At 60.8% G+C, this 16,088-nt stretch carries 14 protein-coding genes; 10 read left to right on the top strand and 4 right to left on the bottom strand.

Annotated elements, in window-relative coordinates; translation table 11 throughout:
* Positions 1-11 precede the first annotated feature (11 nt).
* Complete coding sequence (locus tag ACIOUG_RS10340) at positions 12-557, bottom strand: gamma carbonic anhydrase family protein (protein ID WP_401064967.1); 546 nt, start codon at positions 555-557, stop codon at positions 12-14.
* A 62-nt stretch (positions 558-619) separates the two neighbouring features.
* Between ACIOUG_RS10340 and prlC the strand changes: the two genes are divergently transcribed.
* Positions 620-2,698, top strand: a complete 2,079-nt coding sequence (gene prlC, locus ACIOUG_RS10335) for an oligopeptidase A (RefSeq protein WP_401064964.1) — start codon at positions 620-622, stop codon at positions 2,696-2,698.
* Positions 2,695-2,979: a YheV family putative zinc ribbon protein gene (locus tag ACIOUG_RS10330; RefSeq protein WP_007962808.1), complete on the top strand. Its 285-nt coding sequence runs from the start codon at positions 2,695-2,697 to the stop codon at positions 2,977-2,979. Before prlC ends, ACIOUG_RS10330 begins: the two co-directional genes overlap by 4 nt.
* Positions 2,980-3,024: 45 nt before the next feature.
* Here the strand turns inward: ACIOUG_RS10330 and ACIOUG_RS10325 are convergent, their stop codons facing one another.
* Positions 3,025-3,669 (bottom strand): dual specificity protein phosphatase family protein, encoded by a 645-nt coding sequence (locus ACIOUG_RS10325; RefSeq protein WP_401064962.1) that lies wholly within the window; start codon positions 3,667-3,669, stop codon positions 3,025-3,027.
* Positions 3,670-3,975: 306 nt separating this feature from the next.
* Between ACIOUG_RS10325 and ACIOUG_RS10320 the strand changes: the two genes are divergently transcribed.
* The 3 genes from ACIOUG_RS10320 to ACIOUG_RS10310 are packed head-to-tail and all read left to right on the top strand — an operon-like array spanning position 3,976 to position 7,823.
* Positions 3,976-4,722, top strand: coding sequence for a gluconate 2-dehydrogenase subunit 3 family protein (locus ACIOUG_RS10320; protein ID WP_401064960.1), 747 nt, complete (start codon positions 3,976-3,978; stop codon positions 4,720-4,722).
* Between the two features lie 2 nt (positions 4,723-4,724).
* On the top strand, positions 4,725-6,509 hold the full coding sequence (locus ACIOUG_RS10315; RefSeq protein WP_401064957.1) for a GMC family oxidoreductase: 1,785 nt from the start codon (positions 4,725-4,727) through the stop codon (positions 6,507-6,509).
* A gap of 12 nt (positions 6,510-6,521) precedes the next feature.
* Positions 6,522-7,823 carry a c-type cytochrome gene (locus ACIOUG_RS10310; RefSeq protein WP_401064954.1) on the top strand — a complete coding sequence of 434 codons (1,302 nt, stop codon included), beginning with the start codon at positions 6,522-6,524 and terminating at the stop codon, positions 7,821-7,823.
* Between the two features lie 78 nt (positions 7,824-7,901).
* On the opposite strand, the gene ACIOUG_RS10305 is transcribed toward ACIOUG_RS10310, so the two are convergent.
* Positions 7,902-8,204, bottom strand: a complete 303-nt coding sequence (locus tag ACIOUG_RS10305; protein WP_401064951.1) for a hypothetical protein — start codon at positions 8,202-8,204, stop codon at positions 7,902-7,904.
* 231 nt (positions 8,205-8,435) lie between these two features.
* On the opposite strand from ACIOUG_RS10305, the gene ACIOUG_RS10300 reads away from it, so the two are divergent.
* The 3 genes from ACIOUG_RS10300 (at position 8,436) to ACIOUG_RS10290 (ending at position 12,081) form a co-directional block, all read left to right on the top strand.
* Positions 8,436-9,494: a PA0069 family radical SAM protein gene (locus ACIOUG_RS10300; protein WP_401064949.1), complete on the top strand. Its 1,059-nt coding sequence runs from the start codon at positions 8,436-8,438 to the stop codon at positions 9,492-9,494.
* Positions 9,495-9,732: 238 nt separating this feature from the next.
* Positions 9,733-10,464, top strand: a complete 732-nt coding sequence (locus ACIOUG_RS10295) for a carbonic anhydrase (protein WP_401064947.1) — start codon at positions 9,733-9,735, stop codon at positions 10,462-10,464.
* Positions 10,465-10,554: 90 nt separating this feature from the next.
* Entirely contained in the window at positions 10,555-12,081 is a 1,527-nt protein-coding gene (locus ACIOUG_RS10290; RefSeq protein WP_401064946.1) for a SulP family inorganic anion transporter, read from the top strand.
* 135 nt (positions 12,082-12,216) lie between these two features.
* On the opposite strand, the gene ACIOUG_RS10285 is transcribed toward ACIOUG_RS10290, so the two are convergent.
* On the bottom strand, positions 12,217-12,849 hold the full coding sequence (locus ACIOUG_RS10285) for a hypothetical protein (RefSeq protein WP_401064944.1): 633 nt from the start codon (positions 12,847-12,849) through the stop codon (positions 12,217-12,219).
* A gap of 370 nt (positions 12,850-13,219) precedes the next feature.
* On the opposite strand from ACIOUG_RS10285, the gene coxB reads away from it, so the two are divergent.
* Positions 13,220-14,347, top strand: coding sequence for a cytochrome c oxidase subunit II (gene coxB / locus ACIOUG_RS10280; protein ID WP_027610220.1), 1,128 nt, complete (start codon positions 13,220-13,222; stop codon positions 14,345-14,347).
* A gap of 82 nt (positions 14,348-14,429) precedes the next feature.
* The gene (gene ctaD / locus ACIOUG_RS10275) at positions 14,430-16,016 is read left to right on the top strand and encodes a cytochrome c oxidase subunit I (RefSeq protein ID WP_007962785.1); all 1,587 of its coding nucleotides are present in this window, start codon (positions 14,430-14,432) and stop codon (positions 16,014-16,016) included.
* Positions 16,017-16,088 lie beyond the last annotated feature (72 nt).

Below are 16,088 nucleotides of genomic sequence, written 5' to 3'. Positions count from 1 at the left end.
TGTAAGTCGATTCAGAGCTGGTCGTAGCCTTCGGCCAGATGCAGGTCCTTGAGCTTCACGTAGTTCGCCGCGCTGTAGGTGAAGAAGGCGCGTTCATTGTCGGTCAGCGGGCGGATCTGCTTTACCGGGCTGCCGACGTACAGGAAACCACTTTGCAAATGCTTGCCCGGTGGCACCAGGCTGCCGGCGCCGATGATTACATCATCCTCGACCACCGCGCCGTCCATGACGATGCTGCCCATCCCGATCAGCACGCGGCTGCCGACGCTGCAGCCATGCAGCATGACCTTGTGCGCGATGGTCACGTCGTCTCCGATCAGCAGTGGAAAGCCGTCCGGGTTGAACGGTCCGGCGTGGGTGATGTGCAGCACGCAGCCGTCCTGCACGCTGGTGCGCGCACCGACGCGGATGCGGTGCATGTCGCCACGGATCACGGTCAGCGGCCAGACGGAGCTGTCTTCGCCGATTTCAACGTCGCCGATCACCACCGCCGAGGCGTCGACAAACGCGCCTTTGCCGAGTTGCGGGGTGTGATTCTGGTACTTGCGAACGGGCACGATAAGTTCTCTCTCTGTCGCCGATAGCTGCGGTGAGTGTCGATTGTAATTAAGATGGGCGCATGTTTCTTCCAGCCAAGGTGCCAACCGTGAGCGTGAACAACCCTCTTCTGCAGTCCTACGACCTGCCGCCGTTCTCCACGATCCGTGCCGAACACGTGCTGCCAGCCATCGAAACGATCCTGGCCGACAACCGCGCCGCCATCGCCGACATTCTCAAGACCCAGGGCCAGAACCCGACATGGGCCGGTCTGGTGCTGGCAATGGACGAACTCAACGATCGCCTCGGCGCTGCCTGGAGTCCGGTCAGCCATCTCAACGCCGTGTGCAACAGCGCTGAATTGCGCGAAGCCTACGAGTCGTGCCTGCCGGCCCTGAGCGCCTATTCCACCGAGATGGGCCAGAACCGCGAACTGTTCCAGGCTTATGAAGCGCTGGCCAACAGCCCGGAAGCCGCCGGTTTCGATGTGGCGCAAAAAACCATTCTGGAACACGCCCTGCGCGATTTCCGTCTGTCGGGTATCGACCTGCCGGAAGCCGAACAGAAGCGTTACGCCGAAGTGCAGAGCAAACTGTCCGAGCTGGGCAGCCGCTTCTCCAACCAGTTGCTCGACGCCACACAAGCCTGGACCAAGCACATCACCGACGAAGCCGCCCTCGCCGGCCTCACCGATTCGGCCAAGGCGCAAATGGCGGCTGCCGCCCAGGCCAAAGGCCTCGACGGCTGGTTGATCACTCTGGAATTCCCGAGCTACTACGCGGTGATGACCTACGCCCAGGACCGTGCGCTGCGTGAAGAAGTCTACGCCGCCTACTGCACCCGTGCGTCGGATCAAGGCCCGAATGCCGGGCAGAACGACAACGGCCCGGTGATGGAAGAAATCCTCGACCTGCGTCAGGAGCTGGCCAGGCTGCTGGGTTTCGCCAGCTTCTCCGAGCTGAGCCTGGCGACCAAAATGGCCGAGTCCAGCGATCAGGTGCTGAGCTTCCTGCGCGACCTGGCCAAGCGCAGCAAACCGTTCGCCGCGCAGGATCTGCAACAACTACGCGCCTACGCCGCCGAACAGGGCTGCGCCGATCTGCAAAGCTGGGACAGCGGTTTCTATGGCGAAAAGCTGCGTGAACAACGCTACAGCGTCGCTCAGGAAACCCTGCGCGCCTACTTCCCGATCGACAAAGTCCTCGGCGGTCTGTTCGCCATCGTCCAGCGCCTGTACGGCATCGAAATCGCCGAGCTGAAAGGCTTCGACACCTGGCACCCGGATGTGCGCCTGTTCGAAATCAAGGAAAACGGCCAGCACGTCGGCCGCTTCTTCTTCGACCTGTATGCCCGCGCCAACAAGCGTGGCGGTGCGTGGATGGACGGCGCTCGCGACCGTCGCCGCACCGTCGACGGCGTGCTGCAAAGCCCGGTGGCCAACCTGGTGTGCAACTTCACCCCGGCCGACAGCGGCAAGCCTGCGCTGCTGACCCACGATGAAGTGACCACGCTGTTCCATGAATTCGGTCACGGCCTGCATCACCTGCTGACCCGCGTCGATCACGCTGGTGTTTCCGGGATCAACGGCGTGGCGTGGGATGCGGTCGAGCTGCCAAGCCAGTTCATGGAAAACTGGTGCTGGGAGCCGGAAGGCCTGGCGCTGATCTCCGGTCACTACGAAACCGGCGAACCACTGCCGCAAGACCTGCTGGAAAAAATGCTCGCAGCGAAGAACTTCCAGTCCGGGCTGATGATGGTGCGGCAGCTGGAGTTTTCGCTGTTCGACTTCGAACTGCACGCCACCCACGGTGATGGCCGCAGCGTGGCGCAAGTGCTGGAAGGCGTGCGCGACGAGGTGTCGGTGATGCGTCCACCGGCGTACAACCGCTTCCCCAACAGCTTCGCGCACATCTTCGCCGGCGGTTACGCGGCGGGCTATTACAGCTACAAGTGGGCGGAAGTGCTGTCGGCGGATGCCTTCTCCAGGTTCGAAGAAGACGGCGTGCTCAACGCCGAGACCGGTCGCGCCTTCCGCGAAGCGATTCTGGCGCGCGGCGGCTCGCAGGCACCGATGGTGCTGTTCGTCGACTTCCGTGGCCGCGAGCCATCGATTGACGCACTCTTGCGCCATAGCGGCCTGAGTGAGGACGCAGCAGCATGAGTGAGGCACCTGTGATTACCAAGAAGCGCTTTATCGCCGGGGCTGTCTGCCCGGCGTGCAGCGAGCCGGACAAACTGATGATGTGGAACGAGGACAGCGTGCCGCACCGTGAGTGCGTGGCCTGCGGTTACTCGGATACGCTGAACGAGCAAGGGCTGTCGGTGCCCAAGGAACTGGGCACGCGGGTCAATACCAGCGCGCTCAAGCCGGCGCCGGACAAAACCGTCCAGGCCGTGCAGTTCTTCCCGAATCCGAAGCTGAAGAAAAAGTCCGAAGACTGAGCCGGCGAAAAGCCCTCCACGGTGCAATGCCGTGGAGGGTGCGGCTTACTTGAGATTGACCGACTGCAGCCAGCTCTTCATCGAGCAGGTGGCGAAGGCGCTGGTGCTGCAATCGCCATTGGCCAGCGCGGTGCGCAGCTTGTCGGCATCGGCCTGCATCACATAACGCACGCTGTCTTTGAAGTGACCGCTTTCGCCAAACCCGCCTTCGGTCATTTCGCGCAACGCGTCTTCCTTGCTCCAGCCCTGCACCACAATCCGGTACATCGCCGCCATCAGGCCGGTGCGGTCGGAACCATGCTTGCAGTGCATCAGCACCGGGCCATTGGCTTCGGCAGCCTGAATCGCACGCAGGGTCTTGAGTACATCGCTGTCATCGACATGGTTGGTGCGATAAGGCAACTGCACCTGATTGATGCCCGGCTCGGACAGCCAGCGATCGTCGGCTTCCGGCAGGAAGTTGATCACCGTCACCACCTTGAGGTTCTTCAGCAACGGCACCACGCCGCCATCCGGCAAGGCACTGCGGTACAACGTCGGCGACATCTGGAACAGGTTGTACTGCACTTCCACCGGTTGCGCCCACTCAGGCGGGCGCGATGGCGTGGAGGCGTCAGCCTGGGCCGGCATCAAGTGCAGCAGGGCAACAAGCGACAAACACAAAGCAGGAAAAAGACGCACTCGAGACATGCTGGGCTGACCGTATCGGAATTCATCAATGAGAGGCCTCGCAGCTTCTACTTCCGACAGTCAAAGCCCTGTGAGGCACTTGTCAAAGAATTGTGAATCCATGGGATTTCATCGAGCGCCGAATAAAAAACTATGGCTTTTTCCGCTGAATCGGTTCATCCCGATGTGTAGCCTGCTACCATTTGTCACACGATGTTGCAGGCGTCCCCCTTTTCCCGGTCAACCACCGGGCCACGCCGCGACGAAAAAATGCTCAAGCCGTTCGCAGAAACGGACAACCATCAATGCCTGATGAGGTGCACCCCCATGTCTGATGCAGATCGAGACAACCCGCGGCGTGAGTTCTTGCGCAAATCCCTGACCCTGATTCCCGTGGTCACCCTCGCCGGTACCAGTCTGGGCAGCAGCGTATTGCAAGCTGCGCCTGAAGCTGCCCCGGTGGCGCCAGCAGCCACACCGGCCAAGGCTGACGCCAGCGCTTACCAGCCGAGCTATTTCACCGCCGAGGAATGGGCCTTCATCAACGCCGCCGTGGCGCACCTGATCCCCAACGACGAGCAAGGCCCGGGGGCCCTGGAAGCCGGTGTGCCGGAATACATCGACCGCCAGATGAACACCCCGTACGCCGCCGGTGCCCTGTGGTACATGCAAGGGCCGTTCAACGCCGACGCTGCGCCGGAGATGGGCTGGCAGAGCAAACTGGTGCCGAAAGAGATCTATCGCCTGGGCATCGCCGCCACGGATCAGTGGGCAAAATCGCTCAACGGTAAAACATTTGCCGAGCAAGACAGCGCTACCCGAGAAGATTTGCTCAAGCAGCTCGAAGCCGGCAAACCGCAGTTCGATGCGGTTCCGGCGAAGATTTTCTTCAGCCTGCTGCTGCAAAACACCAAGGAAGGGTTCTTCTGCGACCCGATCCATGGCGGCAATAAAGGCATGGTCGGCTGGACCCTGATCGGCTTCCCCGGCGCCCGCGCCGATTTCATGGATTGGGTGGAACGCAACGAGCAATACCCCTTCCCGGCAGTTTCGATTCGCGGCGAGAGGGCTTGAGCATGGCAACCGTAATGAAAAAGGTCGACGCCGTGATCGTCGGTTTTGGCTGGACTGGCGCGATCATGGCCAAGGAGCTGACCGAAGCCGGGCTCAACGTGCTGGCGCTGGAGCGCGGGCCGATGCAGGACACCTACCCCGACGGCAACTATCCGCAGGTGATCGACGAACTCACCTACAGCGTGCGCAAAAAACTCTTTCAAGACATCTCGAAAGAAACCGTCACCATCCGCCACAGCGTCAACGACATCGCTCTGCCCAACCGTCAGTTGGGTGCGTTCCTGCCGGGTAATGGCGTCGGCGGTGCCGGTCTGCACTGGTCGGGCGTGCACTTTCGCGTCGATCCGATCGAACTGCGCATGCGCAGTCACTACGAAGAACGCTACGGCAAAAGCTTTATCCCCAAGGACATGACCATCCAGGACTTCGGCGTCAGCTATGAAGAGCTGGAGCCGTTCTTCGATTTCGCCGAAAAAGTCTTCGGCACCTCCGGCCAGGCCTGGACCGTGAAGGGCCAACTGGTCGGTCAGGGCAAGGGTGGTAACCCGTACGCACCGGATCGCTCCAATTCGTTCCCGCTGGAGGCGCAGAAAAACACCGTTTCCGCACAGTTGTTCGGCAAAGCGGCGACAGAGGTCGGTTACAAACCCTACAACCTGCCGTCGGCAAATACCTCAGGCCCGTACACCAATCCCTACGGCGCGCAGATGGGCCCGTGCAACTTCTGCGGATTCTGCAGCGGTTACGTTTGCTACATGTATTCCAAGGCGTCGCCGAACGTGAACATTCTGCCGGCGCTCAAGCCCCTGCCGAATTTCGAGCTGCGGCCCAACTCGCATGTGCTGCGGGTCAATCTCGACAGCACCAAGTCCAAGGCCACCGGCGTGACGTACATCGACGGCCAGGGCCGCGAGATCGAGCAACCGGCGGATCTGGTGATCCTCGGCGCCTTCCAACTGCACAACGTGCGCCTGATGCTGCTCTCGGGCATCGGCAAACCGTACGACCCGATCAGCGGCGAAGGCGTGGTCGGGCGTAACTTCGCCTACCAGAACATGGCGACCATCAAGGCCTTCTTCGACAAGGACACCCACACCAACAACTTCATCGGCGCCGGCGGCAACGGCGTGGCGCTGGATGATTTCAACGCCGACAACTTCGACCACGGCCCGCATGGCTTCGTCGGCGGCTCGCCGATGTGGGTCAACCAGGCGGGCAGCCGACCGATTGCCGGCACCTCGAACCCGCCCGGCACCCCGGCCTGGGGCAGCCAATGGAAACGCGCGACCGCCGATTACTACACCCACCAGGTGTCGATGGACGCCCACGGCGCGCATCAGTCCTACCGTGGCAACTACCTCGATCTGGACCCGGTGTACCGCGATGCCTACGGTTTGCCGCTGCTGCGCATGACCTTTGACTGGCAGGAAAACGACATCAAGATGAACCGCTTCATGGTCGAGAAAATGGGCAAGGTCGCCCAAGCCATGGGCCCGAAAGCCATCGCGGTAATCGGCAAGCAGGTCGGTGACCACTTCAACACCGCGGCCTACCAGACCACCCACCTCAACGGTGGCGCAATCATGGGCACCGATCCGAAGAAGAGCGCGTTGAACCGTTACTTGCAGAGCTGGGACGTGCACAACGTGTTCGTGCCGGGTGCTTCGGCATTCCCGCAGGGTCTGGGTTACAACCCGACCGGGCTGGTCGCCGCCCTGACCTACTGGTCGGCCAAGGCGATCCGCGAGCAGTACCTGAAAAACCCCGGCCCGCTGGTTCAGGCATAAGGAGCGATGACCATGAAGAATATTGTTATCGCCACCCTGGCCCTGCTCGGCAGCGCTGCCGTGCACGCCGCCGACGTCGATCAAGCGTTGATCAAACAAGGCGAATACCTCGCCCGCGCGGGTGACTGCGTGGCCTGCCACACCGCCAAGGGCGGTAAACCGTTCGCCGGCGGCCTGCCGATGGAAACGCCGATCGGCTCGATCTACTCGACCAACATCACCCCGGACAAAACCGGTGTCGGTGACTACAGCTTCGAGGACTTCGACAAAGCGGTGCGTCACGGCGTCGCCAAAAACGGTAGTACGTTGTACCCGGCGATGCCGTATCCGTCCTACGCCCGTGTCAGCGAAGGCGACATGAAAGCGTTGTACGCCTACTTCATGCACGGCGTCGAACCGGTCGCGCAGGAGAACAAGGCCAGCGACATTCCATGGCCGCTGAGCATGCGCTGGCCGCTGATGGGCTGGCGCTGGCTGTTTGCGCCGAAGGTCGAGGACTACACGGCCACCTCGGATGATCCGGTGATCGACCGCGGCGCCTATCTGGTCGAAGGCCTTGGCCATTGCGGCGCCTGCCATACGCCACGGGCCCTGACCATGCAGGAAAAATCCCTGAGCGCCACCGACGGCAAAAACTTCCTCGCCGGCAGTGCGCCGCTGGAAGGCTGGATCGCCAAGAGTTTGCGCGGTGATCACAAGGATGGCCTGGGCAGCTGGAGCGAAGAGCAACTGGTGCAATTCCTCAAGACCGGGCGCAGCGACCGCAGCGCGGTGTTCGGCGGCATGAGCGATGTGGTCACCCACAGCATGCAGTACATGACCGACGCCGACCTGACCGCGATCGCCCGCTACCTCAAGTCGCTGCCAGCCAATGATCCGGCGGACCAGCCGCACCAGTACGACGAGAAAGCCGCCAAAGCCCTGTGGAACGGCGACGACAGCCTGCGCGGCGCGGCGGTGTACATCGACAACTGCGCGGCCTGCCACCGTACCGACGGCCATGGCTACACCCGGGTGTTCCCGGCACTGGCGGGCAACCCGGTGCTGCAATCGGAGGATCCGACCTCGCTGATCCACATCGTGCTCAAGGGCGGCACCCTGCCGGCCACGCACACGGCGCCATCGACCTTCACCATGCCGGGTTTCGCCTGGCGCTTGTCGGATCAGGAAGTGGCGGATGTGGTGAGTTTCATTCGTGGCAGCTGGGGCAACAAAGGGGCGCCGGTGAGCGCGAACGAGGTCAGTCATTTACGCAGCAGCGACATGACAACCACTTCGGCTGATGATCTCGGCCAGGTAACTCACAGCAACTAATAAAAAGCCCTGCCCGTATTTAATACGGGCAGGGCTTTTTTGTATTGTGCTACAACTGATGGTAGCGTCTGTTGCATATTACGGATTCATGATATTCACATAAGCCTTGGCCAACGCCAGCAACTTGGCTTTATCATCCGCATCAATATCACCGTCACCATCGACATCTTTGTCATTGCGCACATCGAAAGTTTTTCCACCGTCATAGGACGACGCAATGATGATCCGCGAATCCAACAGAGCGTCGGTCGGCACGGCGTTCTCCGCGTCCCAGCCGGATTGCTTCAGCGCAAACTGCATGGACACCAGCACTTCATCCGGATCAACCGGAGTCGGACCCAGTTTCTGCAGAAAGATGCCACGATGATTAAAGTTCGACACATTTAATTCCTTTTAAATATTGAATAGCAGTAGTGCAACAAAGCGAATACTAACGACATCGCAAGTTGTACTGCTACTTGGAAGATGTGTCTCCGGATTGCAGTATGACCGGTATCAATCAATAACCGGATGTCCTGTTCCCGACGCCGAATCGCCGAATCGCCGAACGGCACTGGCTGTTTCCTCTCGCCAGCGATACTGTATGCACATACAGCCATCAGGACACATCCGATGCACACGCCCTTGCCTCCCCGCGGTCGCGGCACCGCGACCAATCCGCACAACCGTTTCGCGCCGAATCGTTCGGTGGTCGAGGATGACGGCTGGTATCAGGAAGTGCCCGAGACGCAGAACACCGAGGTGATGATCGAGACCGCGAAAACCATCATCACCCGCAACACCTCGCCGGACCTGCCCTTCGATCGTTCGATCAATCCCTATCGCGGCTGCGAGCATGGCTGCATCTATTGTTATGCGCGACCGAGCCACGCTTATTGGGACATGTCGCCGGGGCTGGATTTCGAGACAAAGCTGATCGCCAAGACCAACGCCGCCCAGGTGCTTGAAGAACAGTTGAGCAAACGCGGTTACCAATGCGCGCCGATCAATCTGGGTTCCAACACCGATCCGTATCAGCCCATCGAACGCGAGCACAGGATCACCCGCCAGACCCTCGAAGTGCTGCTGCGCTACCGGCACCCGGTGACCATCGTCACCAAGGGGTCGCTGATCCTGCGTGACCTTGACCTGCTCACCGAGCTGGCGCAGCAACGGCTGGTGGCGGTGATGATCAGCCTGACCACGCTGGACGACGAACTCAAACGCATCCTCGAACCCCGCGCCGCGGCGCCCAAAGCTCGATTGCGGGCGATCCGGGTGATGCGCGAGGCGGGGATTCCCGTGGGGGTGCTGTGTTCGCCGATGATTCCGATGATCAACGACAGCGAAATCGAAAGCCTGTTGACCGAAGCTCATGCGGCTGGCGCGCAAAGCGCCGCCTACATGATGTTGCGCCTGCCGCTGGAGGTGGCACCGCTGTTCGAGGAATGGCTGCAAGCGCACTATCCGCAACGCGCGGCCCATGTGCTGAGCCTGATCCGCCAGAGCCGCGGCGGCGAGCTCTACGACAGCCGTTTCGGTGCGCGGATGCGCGGCGAGGGACCCTTCGCCGACCTGCTCGCGCAGCGTTTCGCCAAAGCCATTAAACGTCTCGGTTTAAACCACCGTGAAGGCTACAACCTCGATTGCACTGCCTTCTGCCCGCCGGGTCGCCAGATGGCACTGATTTAGCGACAATTAGCTTATGTTTGATGGGTTGGAATCCTTCTGTCGGAATAAACCAGTCACATTTTTTGTGACCTGGAACACACGTTCTAGAGCGCTTGATTCAGTTTGAGTTAAGTTTCGACGGCTACCTTGTTCATCGAGTGACTGACGGGTCTGGATGACCCGGATGTTTTAAACAGCCACTGGCTTCACACCGGAATACACGGGAATGACTCCCCGAATCCGCCAAAGAGGATGAATCATGAGTGACAAGGATAAACAGCCGTTGGCTGCGTCGGCGCAAGCCGTCCCTGGGGCGGAATCCGCCGATGCAGCGCTGCGAACGATCGTTGACGGCTTTTTGCATTTTCATCATGAGGTCTTCCCGCAGCAGGAAGAACTCTTCAAGAAACTCGCCACGGCGCAATCGCCACGGGCGATGTTCATCACCTGTGCCGACTCGCGCATCGTCCCCGAACTGATCACCCAGAGCTCTCCCGGCGATCTGTTCGTGACCCGTAACGTCGGCAACGTCGTGCCGCCTTATGGCCAGATGAACGGCGGCGTTTCCACCGCCATCGAATACGCGGTACTGGCGCTGGGCGTGCAACACATCATCATTTGCGGCCACTCCGATTGCGGCGCCATGCGCGCAGTGCTCAATCCGGAAAGCCTGGAAAAAATGCCGACGGTCAAAGCCTGGTTGCGCCACGCCGAAGTGGCAAAAACCATGGTGCACGAAAACTGTAATTGCGCCGACGAAAAAGAAAGCATGCCGATCCTCACCGAGGAGAACGTCATCGCCCAACTGCAGCACTTGCGTACCCATCCTTCTGTAGCCTCACGCATGGCGAACGGTCAACTGTTCATTCACGGCTGGGTCTACAACATCGAAACCAGCGAAATCAAAGCTTACGACGCGGATCAGGGACGCTTCCTGCCGCTCGACGGCAGCCATCCGATTCCGGTGGCGACGCCCAAAGCGCGCTTCTAAATCTTCCTAAAAATCTGTGTGGTTTGACGCCGGCCGCTGTTGCAGCGGCCCGGCCTCGCCATGCCTGAAGAAAACTTCGGGAGAGTCACCATGCGTGCTGCTCAATTGAAAGCGGTTCTGCCACGGGAGCTGCTGGCTTCGGTGGTGGTGTTTCTGGTCGCCCTGCCATTGTGCATGGGCATTGCGATCGCTTCGGGGCTGCCGCCGGCCAAAGGTCTGATTACCGGGATCATCGGCGGTCTGGTGGTCGGTTGGCTGGCGGGCTCGCCGTTGCAGGTCAGCGGGCCGGCGGCGGGTCTGGCGGTGTTGGTGTTCGAGTTGGTGCGCCAGCACGGGATCGAGATGCTCGGGCCGATTCTGCTGCTCGCGGGTTTCCTGCAACTGGTGGCCGGGCGCCTGAAGCTCGGTTGCTGGTTTCGGGTCACGGCGCCAGCGGTGGTCTACGGCATGCTCGCCGGGATCGGCGTGTTGATCGTGCTGTCGCAGGTGCATGTGATGCTCGATGCCAAGCCGCAACCGTCCGGGCTGGATAACCTCACGGCATTCCCCGGGGCGGTGGCGCAGGCCTTGCCGTCATTCGGCTGGCAGGCCGGGTTGCTCGGGCTGGCGACCATTGCGGTAATGTGGCTGTGGGAGAAGTTTCGCCCGCATTCGCTGCGCTTCATTCCCGGTGCGTTGCTCGGCGTCGGTCTGGCGACGGTTGCCAGCCTGCTGTTGGCGTTGCAGGTGAAACGGGTCGAGGTGCCGGCCAATCTGGCCGAAGCCATCGACTGGCTGAAACCGGCGGATCTGCTCAGCCTCGCTGATCCAACCCTGCTGATCGCGGCATTCGCGGTGGCGTTCATCGCCAGCGCCGAAACGCTGTTGTCCGCCGCAGCGGTGGATCGCATGCACAACGGCGTGCGCTCGGATTTCGACCGTGAGCTGTCGGCGCAAGGCGTGGGCAACATGCTCTGTGGTCTGGTCGGTGCGCTGCCGATGACCGGGGTGATCGTGCGCAGTTCGGCAAACGTCCAGGCCGGTGCGACCACCCGTTACTCGACGATCTTCCACGGTCTGTGGCTGCTGGCGTTCGTGCTGTTGCTGTCGAGCGTGCTGCAAAGCATTCCGGTGGCGAGCCTGGCGGGGGTGCTGGTGTATACCGGGTTCAAACTGGTGGATCTCAAAGCGTTTCGCGGCCTGGGCCGTTACGGGCGGATGCCGATGTTCACCTACGCCGCCACGGCGCTGGCGATCATCTTCACCGACCTGCTGACCGGTGTGTTGATCGGTTTCGGTTTGACGATGCTGAAACTGGCGTTCAAGGCTTCGCGTCTGAAAATCAGCCTGATCGACCTGCCGCAGGACGGCGAAATGGAGTTGCGCCTGGTGGGCGCGGCGACCTTCCTCAAGGTGCCGGCGCTGACCCAGGTGCTGGGCAGCATTCCAGCGGGGACGACGGTGCACGTGCCGCTCAATAACCTGAGCTACATCGACCATTCGTGTCTGGAGTTGCTGGAGGAATGGGGCCGGGCGAATGCGGCGAAGGGGTCGAAACTGGTGATCGAGTCGCGCGGGTTGAAGCGACGGCTTGAGGGACGGGTTCGGACTAATACCGGGATCGGTGCGGCTGGCTAAATCCCCCGCTTGCAAAGAAACCCTGTGGGAGGGGGCTTGTCCCGAAGGCGGTGGATCAGTCGATATTGATATTGACTGACCCACCGCCTTCGGGAGCAAGCCCCCTCCCACATTGGAATGGTGTGCAATTCGGGATCAGGCGGCGGGCTGATCCAGCTCCAGGCCCACGCCCAGGCGGCGGCCCATGCACGGCCAGCGCTTCCACGCGGCACCGGTGTCCGGGCTGCTCAACTTGTCGCGGTAGGCTTCTACCGATTCCAGCGCAAAACTCTCATCGTCGAGCATCTTGTCGATGGTGAGATGCACGACTTCATCCAGTTGATTGGCAAATTCCTCACCGAGCAATTGGTGAGCAATCAGATTGGCGACCGTCATGTCCAAAGGGATCAGTGGCTGGCCGAGGTGCTTGATGTACAGGTCGTTGACCTCTTCGACAAAGCGGTGCGCCAGATAGGCTTCGTCCAGCAGGCTGTCCAGACCGACCGGCGGCTGGAGGAAGTACTGCTCGGCGATTTTCAGCACCGGTTTGATCTGCGATTCGATTCCCGCTTCCCTGGCAACTTCATTGGCTGCGTCCAGCATGTCTGGTACTTCGTCGATATAGGCGGTGACGAAGCTCGTCAGCGCTTCTTCGCGGTTAGCGTCCGGCAACTGGATGGCCGAATGCAGATGAGGCAGCTTGGCTTCCAGCTGTCGCTTGAGGCGTCCGGTTTCATTTTCGGTTTGTCGGGCTTTTTGGATCTGCTCGCGCAATGCGGCGGTGTTCATGAAAACTCCAGGAAACAAGGCAATGAAATAGGGAAGACATAACTTAGCTGGCTTACGAAAAATGCTAAGACGCATTTGTCATAATTATTTCATCCTTGATACACCTGCGTTATATCGGTTTGCCACCACTCGTCTGCATCCTTCTCCATTCGTGCCCTTGAGCGCAAGCCTTGGCTGTTTCTGATCATTTACGCGACGACATTGCAATTCCCGGTGGCTGTCTATACTCGCCATTGAATGGAGTTAGCTGATGACGCCCGACTGCACCCGCAGCAAGGCCCGGCGATTCAAGTTCGTAGTCTGATGCAGCCGCTCCCTTGCCGAAGGCGTTGCGCCTACGGGATAACAAGAACGATAAGGGGAACCCGCAATGATGCGACATCCACACGTCTGGATGGGCCTCCTGTTGTGGTCGATTTTCAGCCCGGCTCAAGCGGCCTGGACTGTGAATATGGCGCCTGGAGCGACTGAAATCAGTCACGCAGTATTCGACCTGCACATGACCATTTTCTGGATCTGTGTGGTGATCGGGATCATCGTCTTCGGCGCCATGTTCTGGTCGATGATCGTGCATCGCCGCTCGACCGGGCAGGTCGCTGCAAAATTCCACGAAAGTACCACCGTCGAGATTCTCTGGACGGTCGTCCCGCTGCTGATTCTGGTGGCGATGGCTGTTCCGGCGACCGCCACCCTGATCCGCATGTACGACACCAGTGAGCCGGATATCGATATCCAGATCACCGGTTATCAGTGGAAGTGGCACTACAAATACCTCGGTCAGGACGTCGAGTTCTTCAGCAACCTGGCCACCCCTGCCGAACAGATCCACAACAAGGAAGCCAAGGGCGAGCACTACCTGCTCGAAGTCGACAAGCCGCTGGTGCTGCCGGTCGGCGCTAAGGTGCGCTTCCTTGTGACCTCCGCCGACGTCATTCACTCATGGTGGGTGCCAGCCTTTGCAGTCAAGCGCGATGCGATCCCGGGGTTCGTCAACGAAGCCTGGACGCGCATCGACAAGCCCGGCCTGTACCGTGGCCAGTGCGCCGAGTTGTGCGGCAAGGATCACGGCTTCATGCCGATCGTGGTCGACGTCAAGGAGAAGGCCGACTACGACAAGTGGCTCGCCGACCGCAAAGCCGAAGCCGCGCAGCTCAAGGAGCTGACCAGCAAGGAATGGACCCTCGACGAACTCAAGGAACGCGGCGACAAGATCTATCACACCACCTGCGTGGCCTGTCACCAGGCCGAAGGCCAGGGCCTGCCGCCGATGTTCCCGGCGCTCAAGGGCTCGCCGATTGCCACCGGCCCGAAAGCCGACCACCTGCACCGCGTCTACTTCGGCAAGCCCGGCACCGCCATGGCCGCATTCGGCAAGCAGTTGTCGGAAGTCGATATCGCAGCGGTGGTGACCTACGAACGTAACGCCTGGGGCAACAACAAGGGCGACATGGTCACGCCAAAAGAAGTGCTGGAGCTCAAACAGGCGGAAAGCAAATGAGCCGGTCCATCGCGTACTTCGTGAACCGGCCGGGGCAACGCGCCCCGGCCAGCCCTGTCCACTCACGTAAAGGAGACCGGCCATGAGCGCTGTAATCGATGACCACGGTCATGCCGACCACGCCCACGGCCCCGCCAAAGGCCTGATGCGCTGGGTGCTGACCACCAACCACAAGGACATCGGCACGCTGTACCTGTGGTTTGCGTTCTGCATGTTCCTGCTCGGCGGCACGTTCGCCATGGTGATCCGCGCCGAGCTGTTCCAGCCCGGGCTGCAGATCGTCGAACCGGCGTTCTTCAACCAGATGACCACCATGCACGGCCTGGTGATGGTCTTCGGCGCGGTGATGCCGGCGTTCGTCGGCCTCGCCAACTGGATGATCCCGCTGATGATCGGCGCGCCGGACATGGCCCTGCCTCGGATGAACAACTTCAGTTTCTGGCTGCTGCCGGCGGCGTTCCTGCTGCTGGTCTCGACCCTGTTCACCGCCGGCGGCGGGCCGAACTTCGGCTGGACGTTCTACGCGCCGCTGTCCACCACCTACGCGCCGGAAAGCGTTACCTACTTCATCTTCGCCATCCACTTGATGGGGATCAGTTCGATCATGGGTGCGATCAACGTGATCGCCACCATCCTCAACCTGCGCGCCCCCGGCATGACCCTGATGAAAATGCCGCTGTTCGTCTGGACCTGGCTGATCACCGCGTTCCTGCTGATCGCGGTGATGCCGGTGCTGGCCGGGTGCGTGACGATGATGCTGATGGACATCCACTTCGGCACCAGTTTCTTCAGTGCCGCCGGTGGCGGTGACCCGGTGCTGTTCCAGCACGTGTTCTGGTTCTTCGGCCATCCCGAGGTGTACATCATGATCCTGCCGGCCTTCGGCGCCGTCAGCCAGATCATCCCGACCTTCTCGCGCAAGCCGCTGTTCGGCTACACCTCGATGGTCTACGCCACGGCGAGCATCGCGTTCCTGTCATTCATCGTCTGGGCGCACCACATGTTCGTGGTCGGCATCCCGCTGGTGGGCGAGTTGTTCTTCATGTACGCGACCATGCTCATCGCCGTGCCGACCGGGGTGAAGGTGTTCAACTGGGCCAGCACCATGTGGCAAGGCTCGCTGACCTTCGAGACACCGATGCTGTTCGCCGTGGCGTTCGTGATTCTGTTCTCGATCGGCGGTTTCTCCGGGCTGATGCTGGCCATCGCCCCGGCGGACTTCCAGTACCAGGACACCTACTTCGTGGTCGCGCACTTCCACTACGTGCTGGTGCCGGGGGCGATCTTCGGGATCTTCGCCTCGGCGTACTACTGGCTGCCGAAATGGACCGGGCACATGTACGACGAAACCCTCGGCAAGCTGCACTTCTGGCTGTCGTTCGTCGGCATGAACCTGACCTTCTTCCCGATGCACTTCGTGGGACTCGCGGGGATGCCGCGACGGATTCCGGACTACAACCTGCAATTCGCCGACTTCAACATGGTCTCCTCGATCGGCGCGTTCATGTTCGGCGCCACGCAGATTTTCTTCCTGTTCATCGTGATCAAGACCATCCGCGGCGGCCCGCCAGCCCCGGCCAAACCGTGGGACGGCGCGGAAGGCCTGGAGTGGAGCGTGCCGTCACCGGCGCCATATCACACCTTCACTACGCCGCCGGAAGTGAAATGAAACGCCTTGCCTTTGTGGGAGGGGGCTTGCTCCCGAATGCGTCAGATCATTCCACTCATGTGTTGAATGATG

The sequence above is a fragment of the Pseudomonas sp. NPDC087803 genome (assembly GCF_044742995.1).
GTDB lineage: Bacteria > Pseudomonadota > Gammaproteobacteria > Pseudomonadales > Pseudomonadaceae > Aquipseudomonas.
The sequence above is the reverse complement of the archived record's forward strand: the minus strand, read 5'-3'. Positions and strand labels throughout refer to the sequence as shown.

Bases quoted from the DNA above. Each gene is read 5' to 3' on its own strand.
- ACIOUG_RS10310 (WP_401064954.1), top strand. From the start codon at position 6,522: ATGAAGAATATTGTTATCGCCACCCTGGCCCTGCTCGGCAGCGCTGCC.
- ctaD (WP_007962785.1), top strand. From the start codon at position 14,430: ATGAGCGCTGTAATCGATGACCACGGTCATGCCGACCACGCCCACGGC.
- prlC (WP_401064964.1), top strand. From the start codon at position 620: ATGTTTCTTCCAGCCAAGGTGCCAACCGTGAGCGTGAACAACCCTCTT.
- ACIOUG_RS10285 (WP_401064944.1), bottom strand. From the start codon at position 12,849: ATGAACACCGCCGCATTGCGCGAGCAGATCCAAAAAGCCCGACAAACC.
- ACIOUG_RS10295 (WP_401064947.1), top strand. From the start codon at position 9,733: ATGAGTGACAAGGATAAACAGCCGTTGGCTGCGTCGGCGCAAGCCGTC.
- ACIOUG_RS10290 (WP_401064946.1), top strand. From the start codon at position 10,555: ATGCGTGCTGCTCAATTGAAAGCGGTTCTGCCACGGGAGCTGCTGGCT.
- ACIOUG_RS10320 (WP_401064960.1), top strand. From the start codon at position 3,976: ATGTCTGATGCAGATCGAGACAACCCGCGGCGTGAGTTCTTGCGCAAA.
- coxB (WP_027610220.1), top strand. From the start codon at position 13,220: ATGATGCGACATCCACACGTCTGGATGGGCCTCCTGTTGTGGTCGATT.
- ACIOUG_RS10300 (WP_401064949.1), top strand. From the start codon at position 8,436: ATGCACACGCCCTTGCCTCCCCGCGGTCGCGGCACCGCGACCAATCCG.
- ACIOUG_RS10330 (WP_007962808.1), top strand. From the start codon at position 2,695: ATGAGTGAGGCACCTGTGATTACCAAGAAGCGCTTTATCGCCGGGGCT.
- ACIOUG_RS10315 (WP_401064957.1), top strand. From the start codon at position 4,725: ATGGCAACCGTAATGAAAAAGGTCGACGCCGTGATCGTCGGTTTTGGC.
- ACIOUG_RS10325 (WP_401064962.1), bottom strand. From the start codon at position 3,669: ATGTCTCGAGTGCGTCTTTTTCCTGCTTTGTGTTTGTCGCTTGTTGCC.